This window comes from Corynebacterium tuberculostearicum, from assembly GCF_046097255.1.
GTDB classification, from domain to species: Bacteria; Actinomycetota; Actinomycetes; order Mycobacteriales; family Mycobacteriaceae; genus Corynebacterium; species Corynebacterium tuberculostearicum_J.
The window spans coordinates 1,402,774-1,423,549 of sequence record NZ_CP175770.1 but is presented as its reverse complement, the minus strand read 5'-3'; the positions used below and the strand labels follow the sequence as shown (position 1 = coordinate 1,423,549).

The window sequence follows — 20,776 nt, the reverse complement described above, 5'->3', positions numbered from 1 at the left end:
CACGGCCAGATCTGGACACAAGCCTCGGCAAGCGATGCGCGCAAACACACAACCCCGAATACGGTGACCCACTTCCAGTACTCCTATGATCGGGCCAGACGCGGCCTGCGCGGAATCAAAGAGCAAGTCGCAAAAGCCAAACGCGCTGTTGACGGCGAAATCGCCATTAAGCGCAACCGCTATTTCGATCTTTCCACCCCGAACAAGAAGGTCAACTACGCTCTTGCTGCCAAACACCGAGCCCTAGCCGGAATTAAAGGCTATGATGTCAGATGCGAGTTTTTGGTACCGGTGTTCTGGGGACTCGGTACTGTCGTGTTCCGGGTAGTTGGTACCGGGCCGAGGGGTACGTCGGCCCGGGCCGTTAGTCTTAGTCGTCTGGGGTGGTCGGGGCGGTGGCTTTACGCATGTCGAAGTCTCCGATATGGATTCGGTGGCCGTTGTTGAGGCGGCTTACGAGTGAATCGGCTCCGACTCTGTCTGGCAGTGTTTCAACCCAGTAGGCGGCAGCTGATTGGGAAGAGATCAGTGTTGGGAGCCTTCCGTCGCGGTCGAATATGATCTTGGCTAGGTCTTCTTGCCCGCGCTGGTTGATGCTGATGGTCATAAAGTCGTCGATGATAAGGACATCGACGTTGATCAGTTTCCGCATCTTATCGAGGTAGTTTTGGTCAGTCGGTGAGAAGACCGCCAGCATGTCTACAAGTTGATCCAGCCGGTAGTACGCCACGGAATATCCGGCTTTGCATGCGGCGATGCCGATGGCGCAGGCAATGTATGTCTTGCCTGTTCCGGTCGGTGCGAGGATGTGTATGTTGGTCGGGTTTTCCCGCCAGTTGGTTGCTGCGATTCGTTTCAGCTGGCGCATGTTGATACCACGTTGTTCTGCCCGGGTGATTTCAGCCAGGCTTGCATCCGGGTATCGGAATTGTGCCTGGGTGATGGCCTTGGCGATATTGCGCTGTTGGCGTTGTGTGTAGGCTTCTTCGACTGCGGCGAGGAAGATGGACCTGACCCCTGTTTGGTGGACACCTGATATCCAGCCCAGTCGGGCTGGAAGAAAGGTAATCTACCACCATGTCCAGGTACTCCGAACAGTTCAAACGCGATGCCGTGGCCCTCTACGAAAACAATGAGGACCTCTCACTGAACTCAGCATCAGCAGAGCTCGGTATCAACCGTGCCTCGCTGCATTCTTGGATCAAGAAGTACGGCACCGGCAAACGTGCCCGCACAAAAAGCATGCGCGACAAGGTCCAAGCAGCGAATGATTCCGAACGGATCCGCCAGTTAGAAAAAGAGAACGCAAAGCTGCGCGAAGAACGTGACATCCTGCGCAAGGCCGCGAAATATTTTGCCGAAGAGACTCACTGGTGATCCGCTTCCAGTTTGTCTATGACCACCGAACCGAATTCTCGGTTAAGCGGATGTGCCAGGTGTTAAAGCTCAATCGCTCCTCGTTCTACAAATGGGTGCAAACCCGCGAAGAACGCAGGTTAAAGACGTGTTCGGATGCTCTTATTGGTGCAAGAATCAAGACCATCTTCGATGATGAATACGGGCTTTATGGTGCTAAACGCATCGCTGCAAGCCTTAAAGCCGATACGAGCTTTGGCCCGATAAATCACAAGAAAGTCGCACGAATCATGAAATCCATGGGACTTAAAGGCTTTACCAAACGCCGCCGATGCGTCACTACCAGGCGTAAGCCTGGTCACCGCGTCATGCCAGATCTAGTAGGCCGCAGATTCACAGCTGACAGGCCAAACCACGTCTATGTAGGCGACATTACGTACCTGCCGTGTAAGGGCGGCAAGAACATGTACCTGGCCACGGTCATCGACGTCTACTCGCGCAAACTTGTCGGACATGCACTCGCCGATCACATGCGGGTATCACTGGTTATCGAAGCTTTGTCCCATGCCAGGAAAGTCCGCGGAAGCCTTAAAGGGGCAATTTTCCATTCTGATCACGGCAGCGTGTACACCTCACAAGCCTTTAGGAACTATTGCTCGTCGTTGGGTGTGCGCCAGTCTATGGGAGCGGTAGGAACGAGTGCTGATAACGCCCTAGCAGAATCGTTTAACGCCACGCTCAAGCGGGAAATCTTGCGTGACAGGAAAGTCTTTGACAATCCGATCTCCTGCCGCCAAGAAGTCTTCCGGTGGTGCATGCGCTACAACACACGCCGACGGCACTCCTGGTGCAATCTTTCAGCTCCTGACGTCTTTGAAGCCGAGAATTCAGCTACACTGACTAGAGCAGCATAGCTAACCCCCGACGTGTCCACTTTCCGGGGGTCAGGCCCGATGTCTTCTGGTAGCGCATCCGCATAGGCCTCGTCGTTGACAACCTCGTAGAAGATGTCAGCGAAGGTTGATACACGAAGCTTGCGCATTTTTGCCCGCACAATCTCGTCGTCGATGCTGCTCATGATTTTTCACACTCCTTCTAGTTTTCGTAGTGGTCAGCAGGCCGGATAAAGACGGCATCGGCCACGTCGCCGGTAAGCGGGGTACTTGGGCGTGGTTGGCGCTTGGCCACAGGCTGTGTTTTTGGCCCTGGTTCCCCGGGATGTTGTTGGGCGTGGGCAATGTCAGTCTGGAGGCGTTTGATCACTGCCATCGTTGGGGCCAGCTTCTTGTCCACGACCTGCTGGCAGGCAGGTTCCAGGGTGGCTTTGTTGTGCTTTTTGCCCAGGTTGGCCAACACGTTGCGTGCCTGGATGAGTCCGCGGGGTACGGCGGCACTATTGCGGTCGAGGATCATCGCTATGACTGCGTGCGTTGCTGCCCCAAACGACGAGGCCCAGGCCAAAAGCTCATCACGGGTAAGCGCCTTGTGGCCTTCATCATCGCCACGCGGCCCATGCTGAGGGTTGGTGGAATACCGGTATTTGAATCCGTGAAGGCGCGTGTGTTCAGCAACAAGCTGCTCCCCGTTGAAGACGCTCACCAGTTGCGGGGTGAGCCTGACTGTTACCGACTCTCCTACCAGCTGAAATGGCACTGAGTAGTACTGGTAGTCACAGGTGATGTGCCAGTTGCGATCGACTTTAAGCCGCTTATAAGACACTTCCGTAAACGGCGTCGGCGGAAGATCCCGCATCATTGGTGCCTCTTCTTTATCAAAGCGCATCTGCCGTGTTGAGCCATCAGGCCGCGTCATTGCGCCGTTGATAACAGCAAGACGGCAAGCGATCGCCTCATTAAGCTCATCAAGGTTATAGAAGACCTCGTTGCTAAAGTAACCCAGGATTTTGGTGTAGGCGATTTTCACGGCACGCTCTACCGCTGCCTTGTCACGAGGCCTGCCGGGCCTAGTCGGCACAATCGTGACCCCGTAATAGTCAGCAAACGCTGCGTAGCGGTCAGTGACCATCCGGTATGTAGAGGTCTTCTTCGGCCGATAAGTCGCCGTAGAAGCATTATCTGGCACGATGATTGCTGGTACTTTGCCAAGATAATTCAACGCCTTAACATGGCACTCAATCCACGCCGACATCTTCTCATTCGCAGCAGCAGTAACGTACATCAGCCCTGAGTACGGGCTGACCGAGACAAACAATGACGCCTTGAACACGGTATCACCACTGGCCTGATCTACTACAGGCACTTTGTCACCGGCCCAGTCGACATAAAGCTCTTGCCCTGGCTCATGGGTGATAACTTCGACGAGATCGTTGGCACGCAGAAACTCATTGAGCCCACTGCAGAACTGGGAGTACTGGTACTTTGTCTTATCCGTCGGACAAGGCTTCGACACGTAGTCCATCCACAGCTTATGCCTGGTCACATGCTTCGTACCTTTCAGCTTGCGTGCAAGAGCATGAAAATCAGGCTGGTCGTAGGGCAACGACCGCTTACTCCGGCCATCACTGAATCGATCATCGAACCATCCCGGTGGGAGCTGACGGAAACGCTCTGGAGTTAGTGCCTCATCGTTGATGACTTTCTTTGCTCGGGATACTTCTCGTCGTGAACATCCCAATGCATGTGTGATCTGCGCGTAGCTAGCACCATCAAGGCACATCGCGATGATCTGTTTGAAGTTAGCCACAAGGACCGGCTCCTTCCAAGTAGAAGTTGACGCAACACCAGCGGATTGTGGTGTCGCCAACATCAACTATGAAAGAAAACCCCTTGCAGTACCGGGTACGCGGAACACCGGTACCAACTACGCAGACTCGCGGTACCAACTACCCCAAATCGACAGCTATGAAACCGACCTGACCGCTCTTCCCGCCCAGGAGGTTATCGGGCATTACCGCAGGCTATTCCACATTGAAAATGTCGTATCGGATGTCGAAATCAGACCTGAAAGCACGCCCAATCTATGCGAGGAAACAAAACTCGATCACAGCACATCTCAATATTGTGATGGCAGCACTAGCCGTGACCCACCTGATGGAGACCCGCAGTGGTCACTTCATCAAACGCCTCGTGAGAACACTCAAGAAATACCGCAGCTTTCAACTCGTCGTTGGCGGCGAAACCATTCACGCCGCCGTACCATTCCCGCCCGACCTCACTGCCACCATCCAAGTAATCACCGGCCGCGAACTTCCGCACAAAATTGGCCTAAGTCAGGTTAGAAGGGAATCAGCACACCGTCTCGTGGGATTCGTGCTCTGGGTGCTCAATCTGGATGGTGGAGTGCTCGATACCGTGTTCGCGCAGGGCCTGCTGGGCGGCATCCAACAGCGGGCCGGTGCCGACGGTGCCGTCGCGCACGATATGCACGGTCGTGAGCACGTTCACGCCGTCCAGGCTCCACAGGTGCAGGTCGTGGATGTCAGCAACGCCCTCGACCTGCCGCAGCGCGGGCTCGATCGCACTGGCGTCGAAGTCCGCCGGGACTTGCTCGAGCAGCACGCTCGCCGAAAGCCGCATGAGCTGCCAAGCGCGCGGCAGCACCATCGCCGCGATCGCTAGGGAGGCGATCACGTCCGCCGCCACAAACCCCGTGGTCAGTACCACGATGCCGGCCACGATTACTGCGATCGAGCCGAGCATATCCACTAACACGTGCAAGAACGCGCCCTCCACGTTGATCGAGGATTTGCGGTGCCGGTGCAGAACCCACGCCGATAGCGCATTCGCCACCAGGCCGATCACCGCGATGATCAGCATCGTTTTTCCCTGCACTTCGGCCGGGCTCTGCAGGCGGCGCACCGCCTCGACGACAATCCACACCGAGATCGCCAGCACCATCACTGCGTTCGCCAGTGCAGCAAGCACCTCCACTCGTCGGTAGCCGTACGTGGCCTGAGCCGATGCTTGTCGGCGCCCAACCAACACCGCTAACACCGCGATGATCAACCCCGCAGCGTCGGAAAGCATGTGCATCGCATCCGCCATCAGCGCCATCGAACCCGCCAACCAGCCGCCGATCAGCTCCGCGAAGAAGACGGTGCCGGTAATGCCTAGCGCAATCAAGAGTGCGCGCAGCGGCGTGCTGGAGTGATCGTGGTCGTGGTGCTCGTGTGCCATGCACTCAGCCTATCCCCGTCGACGCTTATTGACAATTAAATGAAAATGGATGGGGGTAAGCGCAGCCACTGAGGCCAAGTCGGCCTGATTTAGGTCATTGTGCAGTTGTCCTTTGAATGTGTAGAGAAGCTGAAACATGAACAACCAAAAAGTACTGCAGCCGCATGTCAGGAAAGCAACCGCTGAGTGTACTCGAGGTAAATATAAATCTACATTTGTATAAATGTATATAGAAAAGCGCCGCGAGCCGTGGAACGTGTTAAAGGGTGGGTCGCGGCGCTCGTGCCAAAAATCTACTTCTTGGTTTCACCCAACAAGTGACACTGAATCATGTTGGTGTTGCCAGCAATTCCTGGAGGAGTACCAGCAATGACGACAATCATGTCGCCTTCCTCGTACCTGTCCATCTCCAGCAATGCATCATCGATAGCTTCCATCATGTCATCGGTGGACTTAACGTGCGGGCTCAAGAAGGTCTCAGCACCCCACGTCAAAGCCAGCTGGGAACGAACCGCTGGGTCCGGCGTAAATGCCAGCAGTGGCAGCTGGGAGTGCAGGCGAGCCACGCGCTTAGCGGTATCGCCGGAGGTAGTAAAGGCTACGATGGCCTTTGCATTGAGGCGCTCGGCAATATCGCGGGCGGAATAGGACACCACACCACGCTTGGTGCGCGGAACGTGGGACAGCGGTGGAACCTTGCCGCCATCTTCAGCATTAGCCACGATCTTGGACATGGTGCGCACGACGTTCTGCGGGTCAATACCCACGGAAGTCTCACCAGAGAGCATAACGGCGTCAGCGCCATCGAGAACGGCGTTAGCCACGTCGGAAGCCTCTGCACGGGTCGGGCGCAGGTTAGAAATCATGGAATCCAGCATCTGGGTAGCCACGATGACCGGCTTAGCGTTCTCGCGAGCAATCTGGATAGCGCGCTTCTGGAACAGCGGCACGCGCTCCAGCGGCACCTCAACACCGAGGTCGCCACGGGCAATCATGATGGCATCGAATGCCAGCACGATAGACTCGAGCGCGTCTACTGCCTCAGGCTTTTCCAGCTTGGCAATAACTGGAACGCGGCGACCCTCTTCGTCCATAATCTCATGGACCTTATCCACATCTGCTGGGGAGCGGACGAAGGACAGTGCCACGAGGTCAACGCCGAGATTCAAAGCGAAGCGCAGGTCAGCGATATCCTTTTCCGACAAAGCCGGCACGGAGATATCCATACCAGGGAGGGAAACGCCCTTGTTATTGGAAACCGGGCCACCTTCGGTGACCTCACAGACGACGTCGTTGCCGTCGACTTCCTTACAAACAACGGCAACCTTGCCGTCGTCGATCAGCAGGCGGTCACCTGGCTTGGCGTCCTTCGCCAGGCCCTTGTAAGTGGTGGAGACGCGGTCATGGGTGCCTTCGATATCGTCCACGGTAATGCGGACGATCTGGCCGTTATCCCACTGCTCCTCGCCGTTGATAAAGCGGCCAAGGCGAATCTTAGGGCCCTGGAGGTCCGCCAAGATACCGACGGCGCGGCCGGTTTTATCGGTGGCCTGGCGCACCCAGTTGTAATTCGCCTCGTGGTCTGCATGCTCGCCGTGAGACATATTCAGGCGGGCAACGTCCATGCCGTCCTGTACGAGGCGCAAGATGCCATCCTCGCTAGCAACGGCAGGGCCGAGAGTACAAACAATCTTCGTTCTTCTATCCAGCATTATTGGCCTATTCCGTCGGGGAAACTGAACACTCCCCAACCTACTACTTCGAAAGGATTGGGGCCACAATTTCTCGGGTTCATTTTCTGAACGGGCACCCCAAAATGCCCTATTTCCCACAAACCCAAAACCAACCGGACACACTTGGGCAATGCTTACGTCGATGAAGAACCCGGTTGCTGCCCGTCAGATACCGCGTGCTCATGGCTGTGCCCATCAGTATTCCGGCGCTCCGCCCAATACTTAGGATCTACCTCTTCGGGGGACTCTGGGCCCTGGCGGTGCCTATCAAGCACGAAGAAGACAATCGCGGCGATGATAAAAATCACAAGCGACACGATGAGATTCACGCGGACCCCAAAGATATGGGTCGCCTCATCGGAACGCATCCCTTCAATAAAGAAGCGGCCCAATGTATAGCCCATGACATAAAGGGCAAAGACGCGCCCGTGCCCCAACTTCCAGGCCTTGTGAGCCCACAAGAGGAAAAGGCAGACCAGGACATTCCACACGAGCTCGTACAGGAAGGTCGGGTGCACCGAGGTCATGATCTCCCCCGTGGAGTGTCCGGAAACGGGAGCATAGCCGCCATTTTCATTGACGCGGTAATAGATGTCTAAAGCCCACGGAACGTCGGTCGGGCGCCCATAGAGCTCTTGGTTAAACCAGTTGCCTAGGCGTCCAATCGCCTGCGCGAGGACGAGGCCTGGCGCCACCGCGTCAGCAAAGGGGCCGAGCGGTACTTTTTTCACTTTGAAAAGCACCCACAAAGCTAGTGCGCCCAAGGCTACGGCGCCCCAAATGCCCAGTCCGCCATTGGTAATCTTCAGCGCGTCCGCGGGATTGCAGCTATCGCAGAAGTACTTCTGGTTATCGGTAATGACGTGGTAGAGCCGCCCGCCAATGATGCCGGCTGGGATGACCACGATGGCGGCATCCCATACTGTGTCTGGGTTACCGCCGCGTGCGGTGTAGCGGCGTAAGGTCATTCGCAAGGCGACGATAATACCCACGATGATGCACAGCGCATAGGCACGAATGGGAATGGGCCCCAACTGCCACACGCCCTGCGGCGGAGACGGAATATTTGCAAGAATTTCTGTGTGCACGTAGCCAGTGTGCCTTATCCCCCACCCCACCAGCTAGTTGGGGTCTTATTCTATCTTGCGCGCGGGACACGCTGGATGCTGCCCGGCAGCCACCAAAGAGCGCGCCAGCGCCGTAGGATCCTGGGCAGCCATGACTGATTCTCCCACCAACACTGCATCGGCGCCGCGTGAAGCATAGTGAAACAGGTTGCGCGCGTTGTTTACCCCGCCTACTGCGATGCGGAGGATGGATTCGGGTAAGCCCGGGGCGATATCGTTAAACGCCTCGCGGTTAATGGCATCCGAAGCCAACGACCACGCATTGATGGCAATGACGCTACTTCCTGCCTTGATTGCGCGGTCAACCTCGGCGCAGTTGCGTACCTCTACGATCGCGGTCATACCGAGCGATTCCACCCGGTCCAAAAGTGCCTCCAGGCGAGCTTGCTCTAAGAGTTCAACCTGCAATGGAATAGCATCGGCCCCAAAGCACCGGGCTTCATGAATTTGGTAAGGGTCCACGATGAGATCGCGCGACATCATGGGAATATCAATCGCAGCACGCGCAGCTGCCATGTCTTCTAAAGAACCGTGAAAGCGGCGGAAATCGGTCTGGCATGCCATGAGATGTACGCCGCAGTGTTCAAAGGTGCGGGCCCATTCCGCCATCTGTTCCGCAGAACCAACATGTGCGATTTCGCCACCGTAGGGTACGGCGCGCTTGAGCTCCGTGATGACCGAGCAGCCAGTGCGCAGCAACGCCGCGCGGGCATCCCGGGGAGGCTCCATGTCACGCGAGCGGGCTTTCACATCTTTGAAAGACACGCGAGCTTCCCGCGCAGCGACGTCCTCCAAGACTCCTGCAACTAGGTGGTCAACGGCAATGGGCGTAGGCATCAGCACCTCCCTCCACGGGCGATTAAAATCACACTTAGGTTAACCCGCTAGCGTGCCGTTCCGGAAATTACACAGGAAACGGGGCTATTTTTTGTCCATATCGGTGGGATCTATATCACTATCAAGGGCGTCCCACATCACGCGGCCAGAGTCGGAGGAGGTTTCCAAATCCTCCTCCAGCTTTGCTTGTCGTGCCGCCGGGGTTTCGTATTTGCTAGACGCCTTCGCCTTATCCACGCCTGGATTGCGCGCAAGCATGACTGCACCGAAGAGGGCCGCTGCCGCACCTATTAGGGCCAGAATTGGGCCCAGGGAATGCACCTCGGTGGAAACGACCGTGGCCCAGTCAGAAATCTGGGCAGAGTCTACGGCGTTTTCATTGGCCGAGGCTCCCTGCAGGATCTTCTGGGCGCGCTCGGCGTCCGCGCCCGCAGTCAACAGGCTCACCGGGGTCCATGCACTAGCCGCGGCCGCAAGAGCGCACACGATGCCCACTACTCGCCTACCTACGCGACGCAGCGCCATCCCTGCGACGGCACCAGCTACCAGAACTAGGGTCAAGGCCATGATTTCCAGCGACCAAGCCGAGCCGATGATGTCATTGGCCGCAGAGCCGGCCTTGTCGTCTTCGCTGGCGGCTACCACCCACGTAGCACGGGAGGACAGCCACACTACGATGGCTCCTACAGCGATAAGTAGTGGTCCAAGGCGTCTAGCCTTCACGGTTGCCCTCCTAGGAGATCGGTGGCGTCAAAGCACGTGCGGTCACCGGTATGGCAGGCGCCGCCGCGCTGCCGCACGGTCAGCAGAATAGTATCTCCATCGCAGTCAAGGCGAACGCCCAGCACCTCTTGGGTATTTCCAGAAGTTTCTCCCTTGACCCAATATTCATTGCGCGAGCGCGAAAAATACGTTGCTTTGCGGGTGGCGAGGGTATGGGCCAAGGCGTGGTCATCCATCCAGGCCATCATCAGCACCTCACCAGACTCAGCTTGGGCAATGGCCGGCACCAAGCCTTGGTCATTGCGCTTGAGCTGCTTGGCGATGTCCCCGTTAAGTTCATAGTTGCCCGGGGTACTCATCGGCGCACCTCGTAGCCCGCAGCGTCCAAGGCGTCTTTCACGTCGCTGATTTCTACCTCACCGAAGTGAAAAATACTTGCTGCCAAGACGGCATCGGCGCCGGCTGCAACGGCTGGTGGGAAATCCGCGGCTTTTCCCGCGCCGCCAGAGGCGATAACGGGAATGATCACCGCTGCGCGCACGGCGCGCAGCAATTCAAGGTCAAATCCTTCCTTTGTGCCATCGCCATCCATTGAGTTGAGGAGGATCTCCCCTACGCCGAGTTCTTCGCCGCGGCGTGCCCATTCGATGGCGTCGATCCCGGCCGATTCCGTACCGCCGTGCGTGGTCACCTCAAAGCCGGATGGCGCATACTCTTCGCGGCACCGGCGAGCATCAACAGACAGCACGATGCATTGGGCCCCGAAAATCTCAGCCATTTCGCGCAGCAGTTCCGGATTCTTAATGGCCGCGGTGTTCACGGAGACCTTATCTGCCCCGGCGCGCAATAGTTCTCGGACGTCATCAACGCTGCGAACTCCGCCACCCACCGTCAAGGGGATAAATACCTGGTCTGCGGTGTGGCGCACGACCTCGAGCATGGTGGAGCGGCCTTGTTTAGAAGCAGAGACGTCCAAGAAGGTAAGTTCATCGGCTCCTAGGGCGTCATAACGCGCGGCCAGCTCTACTGGGTCACCGGCATCGCGCAGGTTGTCAAAGTTGATGCCCTTGACCACGCGGCCTTGGTCCACGTCTAGGCAGGGGATCACGCGTACGGCTACAGCCATGGCGGCCGCCTCCTTTGAAGGTTTAAATTTTAGCGGTGAAAAGTACCGGTATGACGAGACAGGATATCCACGATGGTGGCATGGACCTGCGGGGTACCTGCCACCATGCCGCGTGACTGCGCAGTCCACGGGTTTCCGTCCGGATCGGTAACAACTCCACCGGCTGCCTGGATCTGCAGTGCACCCGCGGCGTTATCCCAGGGGTGCGGAGAGAAGTTAATCGCACCATCGAACACACCCTGCGCGACGAAGGCATTATCAAGCCCCACAGAACCGGTCATTCGCGGTCGCAGTCCGGTCTCGCGCAGCTCATGGAAGATTTCGGTAGGCAGGTGGGAAGAGCAGCCCACGTGGCCGCGTGCTTCATCAAATCCCATTGCTTCGTCCCCTCCTCCGAAGCCAGTGGCAGGCCCACCTACTGAGCGCAGTGGGGAGCCATCGCAGGTGACCAGACGGCGCCCCAGGAGCGGGAAGTCAGATACCGCGGCGACGGGCGCACCCTCATGAATGAGCGCCACCAGGATGCCGGCCATGGGGTTTCCGGCAGAGTAGTTCGCGGTACCATCGATCGGATCTACCACCCACACGGTATCGAGCACGCTGCCGCCCGATTCTTCTCCATAGACCGGGATACCGGTCATCTGGGTCAAGATATCGCGCAGCTGTTGCTCGATGACGAGGTCTACCTCGGTGGCGAAATCTCCCTGCCCCTTAAAACGGGCGGGCGCAGCTCCGAGGCCGGAGCGAAAAATGGGTTCTACTTGGTCTACGGCCGCCTCCGCGAAGGCCACCAACTCGCGGGGTTCCATCATGACTTAGTTGTCCTCAGGGTCGAAAGGGTCAATGGTTTCTTCCGCCGGCAGCGGCTCTACCTCGGCCACCGCGGCGAGTGCTTCGTCGAGGGTGAATTTCCCCTCGTACAGGGCTTTGCCAATAATGGCGGAATCGATGCCCTCATTTTCATAAAGCGCGAGCTCGCGCAGGTCTTCCACGCTAGAAATGCCACCAGAGGCGGTGATCTTTGCCTCCGTCGCCATCGCTACCTCGCGCAGGAGCTCAATATTAGGTCCGGTGAGCATGCCGTCTTTCGACACGTCTGTCACCACAAAGCGTTGACATCCGGCGGCATCGAGGCGCTCGAGTACCTCCCACAGATCGCCGCCATCGGAAACCCAACCATTGCCGGCGGTACGCCATTCGCCGCCTTCCTCGCGCACGGCAAGATCCACGGCGACCTTATCTCCGTAGCGAGCGAGGATGTCCTCGATCCATTCCGGCTGCTCTAGTGCAGCCGTGCCGATACTAATGCGCTGCGCACCGGTAGCCAGTGCGCGCTCCACCGCGGCATCGTCCCGGATTCCGCCGCTAAGCTCCACATTCACGCCCAGCTCGCGGGTAATCGTCGCCATTTCTGCGTGGTTGGAGCCCCGGCCAAAAGCCGCATCCAAATCCACAAAGTGCAGCCAGTGCGCGCCTTGGGACTGCCACTTTCGTGCGGCATCGCGCGGGGAACCATACGAGGTTTCGGTGCCTGCTTCGCCTTTATCTAGGCGCACGGCTTGGCCTTGAGATACATCGACTGCTGGCAAGAGCGTAAAAGTCATATTCTTCATCCTACCTAGAGCGTACGCATCCAGTTTTCCAAAAGCTGTGCACCGGCGTCCCCGGATTTTTCAGGGTGGAATTGGGTCGCCCACAGGGCGCCGTTTTCTACGGCCGCGACGAACCTATCGCCCGCGTGCTCGGCCCAGCTCACCTGCGGCGGACGGGTAATTTCTGTTTCCAATTCCCACCGGCGAACGCCGTAGGAATGCACGAAATAAAACCGCTCGTCTTCGGCCACTCCGGCAAACATATCGCTGCCGACGGGTACCTCTACGGTATTCCATCCCATATGCGGCAGCACCGCAGATTGCAGCTTTTCCACGGTGCCGGGCCACTCGCCGCAGCCGGTGGAGTTGATGTTGTGTTCCACTCCGGCGTCGAAAAGGACCTGCATGCCTACGCAAATGCCCAACACCGGCCGCTCTCCTGCCAAGCGCTGGCCGATGACCCGAGGGCCCTGCACCGCCCGTAGCCCGCGCATGCAGGCAGCAAAGGCACCCACGCCAGGGACAAGCAGACCGTCCGCTTCCACCGCTTCTTTAGGGTCCGCGGTAACGGTGACGTCCGCGCCCACTCGCTCCAGCGCGCGCTGGGCCGAGCGCACATTGCCCGCGCCATAATCCAATAATGCGACCGTCTTTGCCATGGGCTATACCTTACGCATGCGACGCAGTCGCGTCCGGATATCGTTGGTTTCGCTCACGCGGGTGCGCCCAAGGATAAAATCTGCCAGCGTCATCACAACGCCGGCGACGAGGATGACCACGCCGGCGCCAAAAGCCCCTGCATAGCCGTAGCCGGCGACCAAGGCGCCCAAGAGGGTCGAGCCCAAGCCAGTGCCGCCATCATAGAAAATATTCCAGATGGCCGAAGCTTCCGAGACGCGCTCGCGTGGCAGACGGTCAAACATCGACAACAGGGCTTCATTTTGGGCAATACCAAAGGCGCCACCGAAGAGGAACGCACCCAGAACGAGCCACCACACCGAACCGTCGAGGTACAGCGGTACGGCAATGGCGAGCACGCCCACGATAGCCATTACCTGGCCGGGGATGTAGAGCCGGCCGGGAGTGCCCACTCGGTCTGCCACCATGCCGGCGAAGTAGCGGAAAATCATGGCCGCGCCACCCACGATGGACAGCATGAAGCCGGCCAAGCTAGCGCCGCGCTCGGCATCAAGTTCTTGCACCGCCGGCGGCAGGAAGGAAGACACGGCGCCATAGCTCATAGAAAACGTCGTTAGCGCCAGCGCAGGAACGAGCACTAGCTTCCACGTAGGTACGCGGATCAGGTTCGGCTCCTCTTCAGTATCGGAGGCGAGGGTGACCTTAATCTTGGGAATGCGCAGGCACAGACCAAAGCCCACAAAGCCAATGATGCCGGCGGTGATATAGGTCGAGGCATATCCCAGCTTTTCCGCCATGATCAATCCCAGGGGCAAAAAGACCATCTGGCCCAGGCCGGTAAAGACACCAATCATGCCGGTTGCCTTGCCCAGCAGGCGTACGGGCGCCAGTTCCGCAATGAGCGCGGACTCAGAAACGGTCAGCGCGCCAAAGCCGACGCCGCGCATGGCAGAAAAGAGCAGGACTACCCAGGCATCGGTACCCAAGAGGTGGCCAAAGGCAGGTACACCCAGGGTAAACGCGGACAGTGCCATTACGCGGCGGTAGCCCCACCGGCGCAGGAGCCATGGGGAAATGATCTGGGTCAGCACGGTAAAGGCCATGAATATGCCCGTGGATGAGCCCGCCAAGGTAGCTGAGCCGCCGGAGTCAATGACCGCTAGCGGCACCACTGGAAGGAGGATGGACCAAGCACCGAAGGCTGCGGCGATGGCCAACATGGTCGCGGTATATCCAGGTACCTTCCAGATATTAGTTTCTTGGGTTGTGCTCATTTACCGAACGCTCCTACCATCCACGAGATTGCTGCTATCACGGTGATTGCGGCCAAAAGAGAGGCTACTACTGTCATTGCCTTCGACCCCTGTTGGTAGGCAGACCATGCGCCTCCCACCAGCATGCCAGCTACGAGGAAGAGGACCAAGATCATAAAGTGCATGCGTTCTAGAGTGCTCCCTTCGTCGATGGAATTCCAGTCTGGCGGGGGTCGAATTCCACCGCACCGCGCAGCGCACGCGCTACGGCTTTATACTCCGCTTCCGTAATGTGATGCGGATCGCGCCCATAGCGCACGTTGAGGTGGAGCGTTACCGCAGCGTGGGTGGCGAGCGTTTCAAAGAAATGGCGGTTGATCACGGTGGCATAATGCCCACCGATGGTCTGCCACTGCAGGTGCTCTGGTTCGCCGTTCATGACAAAATAGGCGCGCCCAGAAAAATCCACCACCGCTTCCACCAAGGCCTCATCCATGGGCAAAAGCTGGGAGCCAAAGCGGCGAATGCCGGCCTTACCCCCCACCGCCTCACGCAGCGCGGTGCCGAGCACGATGGCAGTATCTTCCACCGTGTGGTGGGCATCTACCTCCACATCGCCCGTAGCCTGCACGGTGAGATCAAAGCTGCCGTGAGTAGCAAAGGCCGTGAGCATGTGGTCAAAGAAAGGCAGTCCGGTGGAAATATCGCTACGCCCGGTGCCATCGAGGTCAATGACCACAGAAATCTGCGATTCCGACGTCGCCCGCTGGGCGCGCCCTACGCGGTTGCTCATGCTTCGCTCCTTTCACCTGCGGCCGTGGAATCAGCCACTACTGTATCCGCAAGGTCCTCGGCTACGGCCAAAAAGGCCGAATTTTCTTCCGTTAGCCCCACGGTCATGCGCAGGTGGCCCGCGATGCCAACATCGCGAATGAGTACTTCTTTATCCAAGAACTGTTGCCACACGCGGTGTTGGTCAGTAAAGCGGCCGAAGAAGAGGAAATTGGATTCGCTCGGCAGGACGGTATAGCCCAATTCGCGCAAGCGAGCGGCCACCCGCTCGCGCTCGGCGGCGATCTTTTCCACGGTGGCGAGCGTATCCGCGCTATGGCGCAGCGCCACCGTCGCCGCCGCTTGGGAAAGCACGGACAGGTGGTACGGCAGCCGCACCAGCATTACGGCCTCCACGAAAGCCGGGTGCGCCACGAAATATCCGAGGCGGCCGCCGGCAAAATCGAAGGCCTTAGACATGGTGCGCGAGACCACCAGCTTCGTAGGATATTTATCCAGCAGCGTTACCGCAGAAGGTGAGGAAGAAAATTCGCCATAAGCTTCATCGACGATGAGGATGCCCGGGGCGGCGTCGGCAAGCGCGGCAATCTCGTCCACGCTGGTCACCCCGCCGGTGGGGTTATTTGGCGTAGTCACAAAGATAATATCCGGCTGGTGCTGCGCCACGGCTGCGAGCGCCCGGTCCATATCAATGCGGAAATTTTCATCGCGCGGGCATTCCACAAACTGCGTATGGGTGCCGTCAGCGAGGATAGGGTGCATGGAATAAGACGGGGTGAAACCGAGCACGCTGCGGCCTGGACCGCCGAATGCCTGCAACAGCTGCTGCAAAATCTCATTCGAGCCATTGGCCGCCCACACCTGCGCATAACCCACGCGCACGCCGGTTTGTTCAGATATATAGTCCGCCAAGGATTGGCGCAGCTCCACCGCATCGCGCTCCGGATAGCGATTGAGCGTGGTGGCAAGGCGCCGGGTCTCCGCCACCAAGTCATCCACTAGCGCCTGCGAGGGCGGATAAGGATTTTCGTTGGTATTGAGCTGGTAGGCCACATGGAGTTGCGGCGCCCCATAGGCAGACTTGCCGCGCAGCTCCTCGCGCAGGGGAAGATCATTCAAGTGCGTCATTTAATTCTCCTCGAATCGGGCGCGGATAGCCTCACCGTGGGCAGGCAGCCCCTCAGCCTCCGCAAAAGCGATAACGTGCGGGGCAATCTCTTCCAACGCAGCTCGGTCATACTCAATAAGGTTGACCGGCCGCATAAAGGTATGAGTAGACAGGCCGGCAGAAAAGCGCGCCGTACCGCAGGTGGGCAATACGTGATTGGAGCCGGCCGCGTAATCTCCAAGCGGCACTGGAGCAAAGTCCCCTACAAAGATGGCACCGGCGTGCTTAATCCGCTCGGCCACCGCGCCGGGCTCTGCGGTGTGGATTTCCAGGTGCTCAGCGGCATAGGCATTGGCCACCGCCACCGCTGCGTCCAGGGAGTCGACCAACACAATTCCGGATTGCTCGCCGCCTAGAGCTTCGGCCGCCCGCTGCGCATTAGCGGTGGAGCCGTAGCGCGCTTCTACCTCCTCCTTCACACGCTGAGCCAGGCTTGGAGATGCCGTAATGAGCACACTCGCGGCCATCGGATCATGCTCGGCCTGGGAGATAAGGTCATAGGCCACATACACCGGATTCGCGGTCTCATCAGCGATAATGGCAATTTCGGTCGGACCGGCCTCGGCATCGGTGCCCACCACGCCGCGCACCAACCGCTTGGCCGCGGTGACGAAGATATTTCCAGGGCCGGTAATCATGTCCACCGGGGCTAATTCGGCGTCATCATCGCCGTAGGCCATCAGCGCGATGGCTTGGCCGCCTCCTACCGCCCAGACCTCCTCCACGCCCAGCATCTGGCACACGGCCAGGACCGTGGGGTGCGGCAGACCGCCGAATTCCTTTTGTGGCGGCGAGGCTACCACTAAGCTTTCCGCGCCGGCCGCCTGTGCTGGCACGGCGTTCATAATCACTGAGGACGGATAGACCGCCTTGCCTCCCGGCACGTATAGCCCAACGCGCTCGATGGGGCGAAAGACCTCGGTCACCGTGGCACTTGGTGCCAGCTCGGTGGTGTGCGCCGCCGGCTTTTGCTCGGCGTGAACCTTGCGAACCCTCTCGATGGAGGCCTCAATCGCTTGGCGCACCTGCGGGTCTAGGCCGGAAGCGGCCTTCTCCAACTCCGCTTGGGGCACCTGCAGATGGGCTGGGCGCACGCCATCGAATTGCTCGCCATAGTCCAAGGCGGCCGCAGCGCCTTCGTGGCGTACTCGATGAACCATCGGCGCCACCTTGTCCACCACGGCGGCGACGTCGGTGCCACCGCGCGGCAAAACTCGCCGCAGCTGGGCGGGGCGCAGCTCGTGGCCACGCAGATCGATGGTGCGGAGCATTCCCGGATCCCCTTTTTGCCAATCGGATTTCTGTTATTAAACCAATATCCTAATGGCCAAACGCCAGCGAGGGGGCCGGTTTGGGCTATAGACTCGGTGTCAACACAGCTTTAAGGTGGTGGCAGCGATGAGCGAGATTGAACCCTCTCTTCTGCTCGCGCATGCCTGCACCATCGCCCGCGATAATGATGTTTCCTGCTGGACCCTGCCCACTGGCGAGCTACTCGTGCCGCATGCGGCCGGTGGCTCCACTTTCGTTTTTGTAGACCAGCTGGAAGAACCGGTGCTCCACCTGCACACCAGCCCCCGCGGCGGCGTTGATCTCAGCGAGATCTCTGAGCTCGCGCACTTGGCCAACGAGTGGAATCACGATTGCCTCTCCCCGGCCGTCGTGGTTGATTATGACCAGCCCGACTACGTGAGCGTGTCCGGCCATAGCTACCTGCCGGCCGATACCTCCCCCAGCCGCGAACAGCTTGCAGCATTCCTCCTACCGGCGCTGCGCAACGCGGAGGTACTCATGGATCTGCTCGCTCAGTCGCACCCCGGCCTCGTGCGCGAAGCCTCGCCGGAGCTTGCCCCGCTTGCCGACGCCCCCTTAGAACCCTTCACCCTCGATAGCGTGGCCGAGATCCTGCCACTTATCGGCATCCAGCGTTTCCAAAGCGACGGCGCCACCGCCATCTACGCCTGGGTCAATGACGTCCTTTTCGCCTTTGCACTGGACAACGGGCCCAGCCTCATTATCAAGGGGCATTGGGACCCCAGCCTGGACGAGGCGGAATTTACCCGGCTATTCCTCATTTGCAATGACTGGAATCGCGCCCACCACGGCGCCGTGGCATTTTGCCACCACACCTCCGAGGGCCTGCAGGTGCGAATGGATGCCGCCACCATTACCGCCGCGGGACTTACCCGGCCGCAACTTTTTAGCGCCATCGGCCGCGGGCTCAAGCACATCCTGCACGGCATCGATGACATCGCGCACGAGGTAACCGGCGCCTCCCCCGTCGAATGGCCTTAGCCGCGCACATCACCAATCTTCATCGGCACTCACAAAGGCCGTGGACCAATAGGCAAACATCGCCATAAAGGGCGCGACCGCCCACGAGATGGCCGGGGAGAAGTTTGGGGCGAACTCAACGACTTCCCCTGGGTTTTCGGGCGGATGCGTGGCGGTGACCCCGCCAAAGACATAAAACGACGCCGCCCCGGCAAGGGCACATACGCCGACCCACAGGAGCATCGACAAGCCCCGCCCCTGCCGGCGCAGATACGCGCCCAACCCCAAGAACAAACCAAGCAGGCCGGTAATGAGGGCAAAGGTGATAAAGGCGATGAACTGGGCGCTTCCCATTGCATCGATGGCATAACCGCCGTCATCCACCTCATGGCCGGTAAGTGTTGGCCGGAAAAGCCCCCACAGCGCACCGGCCACGCCATAGACTAAGAGCGCACACGCGAGTAACCCCGCACCGAAACCTAGGGTGCGGGGTAACCGATGATTAAACAGAGACAACTTAGTTACAGAAGGTCCAGTTGCCATTCTCGCGGCGGAAGCGGACCGTGGAGGTCTCGGTGCCCTCGGAGTTGGACACGCTCACGGTTGCAGAAGCATCGTCGCCATTGACCACAACGTCGTTGACGGACTGCAGCTTGGTCGACTGCGGGATGGACTCCAGCTGGCCAGCGAACTTCTCTACCTCGGGGTTGCCACCGCCCTGCTGGCGCATGGTGTTGGCGTACTCAGCAAAGGACTGGTTCGGCAGGCTATCGACGTACTGCTGGTACTGGCCGAACTCCTGGGACTGTTCATCGCGGACTGCCTGGCAGGCGTGCTGCGGCATGTAGTTGAAGTATTCCTTCACATTATCGATCTCGTGCTGGCCGCGAACCAGCTGCTCGATGGCCTGCTTATCGCCATCATTAGCGGCCTGGCCGCCTTCGATCGGCTTGATATCCTTCGCGCCAGCGAAAGGATCCTCCCCATTGTTCAGCGGGTTAGCCAGCTGATCGGGCCCCTCGGCAGCGCCGTCCTCGCCTTCTTGGCCTTCTGCACCCGCAGCGGCGTCCTTCTTTTCGCCGTCCTTATTCTGATCCTTTTCTTTGTCCTTGTCCTTGTCCTCGGACTTATCGGCATCTTTGCCCTCGGACTTATCTGCAGACTTATCCTCAGAAGACTTGGATGCCGTGGTGGCGGCCGCCTTCTTGGAGTCGTCATTGTCATCCGAACCACACGCAGCCAACGCCAGCGGGGTGACCAGCGCAACTGCGATGAGGGACTTCTTTGCAGGGGTCAAAAAGGACAAGGGAAAGCTCCTGAATCAATCTTGCGAGTGTGAAGCCGCCCCAAGGGCGGCCTCTTATTTGTCTTCGCAATACTAACAACCCGACGATGGAAATGACATTGAGACTCCGTTAAAAGAACCTGTGAACTACCGTCCCCCGGCCAAGTCCGTACAATTGCCAAGGTGCACATAAACCGCGAGAGTATTATCGACGCCGCTCTTTCCCTGCTTGATGCCTACGGGCTTGGCGACGTCACCATGCGTCGCGTTGCTTCCTCCCTCGGCGTCGCCCCCGGCGCGCTCTACTGGCATATTGCCAATAAACAGGCGCTCATTGCAGCCCTAGCGGAGGACATTATCTCCCCCGTTTCTGGGGAGTCGCTCGAGGCTATCAGCCTCAATCTCCGTGATTTGCTGCTCGCTCGCCGCGACGGCGCCGAGGTAGTCATTGCCGGCCTCTCCCTCCCGCAGGCCCCTGCCTGGGACCGCCTCTTGGCGGCCTTCACCGCTGCTGCCACGCGCAGCACCCTCGCTGCCGACAGCGCCCACCGCGCCGCCGCGCTCTCCGCCATTCACCTCGTGCTGGGTGCCACCTTGATGGAACAGTCCCAACGCCAGCTTGCAGAAACCACCGGCGAGTCGCCGGCCACAGATTATCGCGCAGACCTCCTACGGGGCGTACGCATTATTAACGCTGGACTTACGCACGGCGCTGGCGACTAAAAAGTGGTTATG

21 protein-coding genes and 1 pseudogene are annotated in these 20,776 nt (G+C 58.9%); 3 read left to right on the top strand and 19 right to left on the bottom strand.

All coding sequences use genetic code 11. The features are described from left to right. Positions 1 to 370: 370 nt before the first annotated feature. Positions 371 to 1,006 (bottom strand): annotated as a pseudogene (locus tag ACKFRY_RS06800) (ATP-binding protein); the annotation flags it as partial. Positions 1,007 to 1,077: 71 nt separating this feature from the next. On the opposite strand from ACKFRY_RS06800, the gene ACKFRY_RS06795 reads away from it, so the two are divergent. Next, a protein-coding gene (locus ACKFRY_RS06795; RefSeq protein ID WP_100067808.1) for an IS3 family transposase occupies positions 1,078 to 2,270 on the top strand; the annotation gives its coding sequence in 2 pieces (ribosomal slippage) (positions 1,078 to 1,357 and positions 1,357 to 2,270; 1,194 coding nt in all). 181 nt (positions 2,271 to 2,451) lie between these two features. Here ACKFRY_RS06795 and istA read toward each other — a convergent pair. The 16 genes from istA to hisD all read right to left on the bottom strand — a co-directional run bounded on the left by istA (position 2,452) and on the right by hisD (position 17,753). After that, complete coding sequence (gene istA, locus ACKFRY_RS06790) at positions 2,452 to 4,059, bottom strand: IS21 family transposase (RefSeq protein ID WP_150851611.1); 1,608 nt, start codon at positions 4,057 to 4,059, stop codon at positions 2,452 to 2,454. 329 nt (positions 4,060 to 4,388) lie between these two features. After that, a complete protein-coding gene (locus ACKFRY_RS06785; RefSeq protein WP_005324624.1) occupies positions 4,389 to 4,571 on the bottom strand; it encodes a hypothetical protein in 183 nt (60 codons plus the stop codon). 30 nt (positions 4,572 to 4,601) lie between these two features. Beyond that, positions 4,602 to 5,492 (bottom strand): cation diffusion facilitator family transporter, encoded by an 891-nt coding sequence (locus tag ACKFRY_RS06780; RefSeq protein WP_005324622.1) that lies wholly within the window; start codon positions 5,490 to 5,492, stop codon positions 4,602 to 4,604. 293 nt (positions 5,493 to 5,785) lie between these two features. Next, positions 5,786 to 7,201: a pyruvate kinase gene (gene pyk, locus ACKFRY_RS06775; protein WP_100067822.1), complete on the bottom strand. Its 1,416-nt coding sequence runs from the start codon at positions 7,199 to 7,201 to the stop codon at positions 5,786 to 5,788. A gap of 158 nt (positions 7,202 to 7,359) precedes the next feature. Then, positions 7,360 to 8,313, bottom strand: coding sequence for a prolipoprotein diacylglyceryl transferase (lgt, locus tag ACKFRY_RS06770; protein ID WP_005328808.1), 954 nt, complete (start codon positions 8,311 to 8,313; stop codon positions 7,360 to 7,362). Between the two features lie 45 nt (positions 8,314 to 8,358). Next, on the bottom strand, positions 8,359 to 9,189 hold the full coding sequence (locus tag ACKFRY_RS06765; RefSeq protein ID WP_005324614.1) for an indole-3-glycerol-phosphate synthase: 831 nt from the start codon (positions 9,187 to 9,189) through the stop codon (positions 8,359 to 8,361). 84 nt (positions 9,190 to 9,273) lie between these two features. Then, positions 9,274 to 9,912 carry a TIGR02234 family membrane protein gene (locus tag ACKFRY_RS06760; RefSeq protein WP_005324612.1) on the bottom strand — a complete coding sequence of 213 codons (639 nt, stop codon included), beginning with the start codon at positions 9,910 to 9,912 and terminating at the stop codon, positions 9,274 to 9,276. Continuing rightward, a complete protein-coding gene (gene hisI / locus ACKFRY_RS06755) occupies positions 9,909 to 10,271 on the bottom strand; it encodes a phosphoribosyl-AMP cyclohydrolase (protein ID WP_150851219.1) in 363 nt (120 codons plus the stop codon). The genes ACKFRY_RS06760 and hisI overlap by 4 nt, the downstream gene beginning before the upstream one ends. Continuing rightward, a complete protein-coding gene (gene hisF, locus ACKFRY_RS06750) occupies positions 10,268 to 11,038 on the bottom strand; it encodes an imidazole glycerol phosphate synthase subunit HisF (RefSeq protein WP_150851220.1) in 771 nt (256 codons plus the stop codon). Before hisF ends, hisI begins: the two co-directional genes overlap by 4 nt. Before the next feature lie 29 nt (positions 11,039 to 11,067). After that, a complete protein-coding gene (locus ACKFRY_RS06745) occupies positions 11,068 to 11,850 on the bottom strand; it encodes an inositol monophosphatase (protein WP_179386689.1) in 783 nt (260 codons plus the stop codon). Between the two features lie 3 nt (positions 11,851 to 11,853). Continuing rightward, positions 11,854 to 12,642 carry a bifunctional 1-(5-phosphoribosyl)-5-((5-phosphoribosylamino)methylideneamino)imidazole-4-carboxamide isomerase/phosphoribosylanthranilate isomerase PriA gene (priA, locus tag ACKFRY_RS06740; RefSeq protein ID WP_150851874.1) on the bottom strand — a complete coding sequence of 263 codons (789 nt, stop codon included), beginning with the start codon at positions 12,640 to 12,642 and terminating at the stop codon, positions 11,854 to 11,856. Between the two features lie 14 nt (positions 12,643 to 12,656). Beyond that, the gene (gene hisH, locus ACKFRY_RS06735) at positions 12,657 to 13,289 is read right to left on the bottom strand and encodes an imidazole glycerol phosphate synthase subunit HisH (RefSeq protein ID WP_179386691.1); all 633 of its coding nucleotides are present in this window, start codon (positions 13,287 to 13,289) and stop codon (positions 12,657 to 12,659) included. Positions 13,290 to 13,292: 3 nt separating this feature from the next. Continuing rightward, entirely contained in the window at positions 13,293 to 14,543 is a 1,251-nt protein-coding gene (locus ACKFRY_RS06730) for an MFS transporter (protein WP_150850767.1), read from the bottom strand. 169 nt (positions 14,544 to 14,712) lie between these two features. Beyond that, the gene (hisB, locus tag ACKFRY_RS06725) at positions 14,713 to 15,315 is read right to left on the bottom strand and encodes an imidazoleglycerol-phosphate dehydratase HisB (RefSeq protein ID WP_408922079.1); all 603 of its coding nucleotides are present in this window, start codon (positions 15,313 to 15,315) and stop codon (positions 14,713 to 14,715) included. After that, positions 15,312 to 16,442, bottom strand: a complete 1,131-nt coding sequence (locus ACKFRY_RS06720) for a histidinol-phosphate transaminase (protein ID WP_408922078.1) — start codon at positions 16,440 to 16,442, stop codon at positions 15,312 to 15,314. Before ACKFRY_RS06720 ends, hisB begins: the two co-directional genes overlap by 4 nt. After that, positions 16,443 to 17,753, bottom strand: a complete 1,311-nt coding sequence (gene hisD, locus ACKFRY_RS06715; protein ID WP_408922077.1) for a histidinol dehydrogenase — start codon at positions 17,751 to 17,753, stop codon at positions 16,443 to 16,445. It abuts the gene before it with no gap. A gap of 127 nt (positions 17,754 to 17,880) precedes the next feature. Between hisD and ACKFRY_RS06710 the strand changes: the two genes are divergently transcribed. Beyond that, a complete protein-coding gene (locus ACKFRY_RS06710; RefSeq protein ID WP_408922076.1) occupies positions 17,881 to 18,777 on the top strand; it encodes a hypothetical protein in 897 nt (298 codons plus the stop codon). A 9-nt stretch (positions 18,778 to 18,786) separates the two neighbouring features. On the opposite strand, the gene ACKFRY_RS06705 is transcribed toward ACKFRY_RS06710, so the two are convergent. Both ACKFRY_RS06705 and ACKFRY_RS06700 read right to left on the bottom strand, forming a co-directional pair. Beyond that, a complete protein-coding gene (locus tag ACKFRY_RS06705; protein WP_284820201.1) occupies positions 18,787 to 19,191 on the bottom strand; it encodes a hypothetical protein in 405 nt (134 codons plus the stop codon). An 82-nt stretch (positions 19,192 to 19,273) separates the two neighbouring features. Beyond that, positions 19,274 to 20,062: a hypothetical protein gene (locus ACKFRY_RS06700; protein WP_408919827.1), complete on the bottom strand. Its 789-nt coding sequence runs from the start codon at positions 20,060 to 20,062 to the stop codon at positions 19,274 to 19,276. 162 nt (positions 20,063 to 20,224) lie between these two features. On the opposite strand from ACKFRY_RS06700, the gene ACKFRY_RS06695 reads away from it, so the two are divergent. After that, a complete protein-coding gene (locus ACKFRY_RS06695; RefSeq protein WP_408922075.1) occupies positions 20,225 to 20,764 on the top strand; it encodes a TetR family transcriptional regulator in 540 nt (179 codons plus the stop codon). The last annotated feature ends 12 nt before the right edge of the window (positions 20,765 to 20,776 follow it).

What these genes read in the sequence shown, in the direction of transcription:
- ACKFRY_RS06780 (WP_005324622.1), bottom strand. Translation starts at nt 5,492, where the DNA reads ATGGCACACGAGCACCACGACCACGATCACTCCAGCACGCCGCTGCGC.
- ACKFRY_RS06765 (WP_005324614.1), bottom strand. Translation starts at nt 9,189, where the DNA reads ATGCCTACGCCCATTGCCGTTGACCACCTAGTTGCAGGAGTCTTGGAG.
- hisI (WP_150851219.1), bottom strand. Translation starts at nt 10,271, where the DNA reads ATGAGTACCCCGGGCAACTATGAACTTAACGGGGACATCGCCAAGCAG.
- hisF (WP_150851220.1), bottom strand. Translation starts at nt 11,038, where the DNA reads ATGGCTGTAGCCGTACGCGTGATCCCCTGCCTAGACGTGGACCAAGGC.
- ACKFRY_RS06745 (WP_179386689.1), bottom strand. Translation starts at nt 11,850, where the DNA reads ATGATGGAACCCCGCGAGTTGGTGGCCTTCGCGGAGGCGGCCGTAGAC.
- priA (WP_150851874.1), bottom strand. Translation starts at nt 12,642, where the DNA reads ATGACTTTTACGCTCTTGCCAGCAGTCGATGTATCTCAAGGCCAAGCC.
- hisH (WP_179386691.1), bottom strand. Translation starts at nt 13,289, where the DNA reads ATGGCAAAGACGGTCGCATTATTGGATTATGGCGCGGGCAATGTGCGC.
- ACKFRY_RS06730 (WP_150850767.1), bottom strand. Translation starts at nt 14,543, where the DNA reads ATGAGCACAACCCAAGAAACTAATATCTGGAAGGTACCTGGATATACC.
- hisB (WP_408922079.1), bottom strand. Translation starts at nt 15,315, where the DNA reads ATGAGCAACCGCGTAGGGCGCGCCCAGCGGGCGACGTCGGAATCGCAG.
- ACKFRY_RS06720 (WP_408922078.1), bottom strand. Translation starts at nt 16,442, where the DNA reads ATGACGCACTTGAATGATCTTCCCCTGCGCGAGGAGCTGCGCGGCAAG.
- hisD (WP_408922077.1), bottom strand. Translation starts at nt 17,753, where the DNA reads ATGCTCCGCACCATCGATCTGCGTGGCCACGAGCTGCGCCCCGCCCAG.
- ACKFRY_RS06710 (WP_408922076.1), top strand. Translation starts at nt 17,881, where the DNA reads ATGAGCGAGATTGAACCCTCTCTTCTGCTCGCGCATGCCTGCACCATC.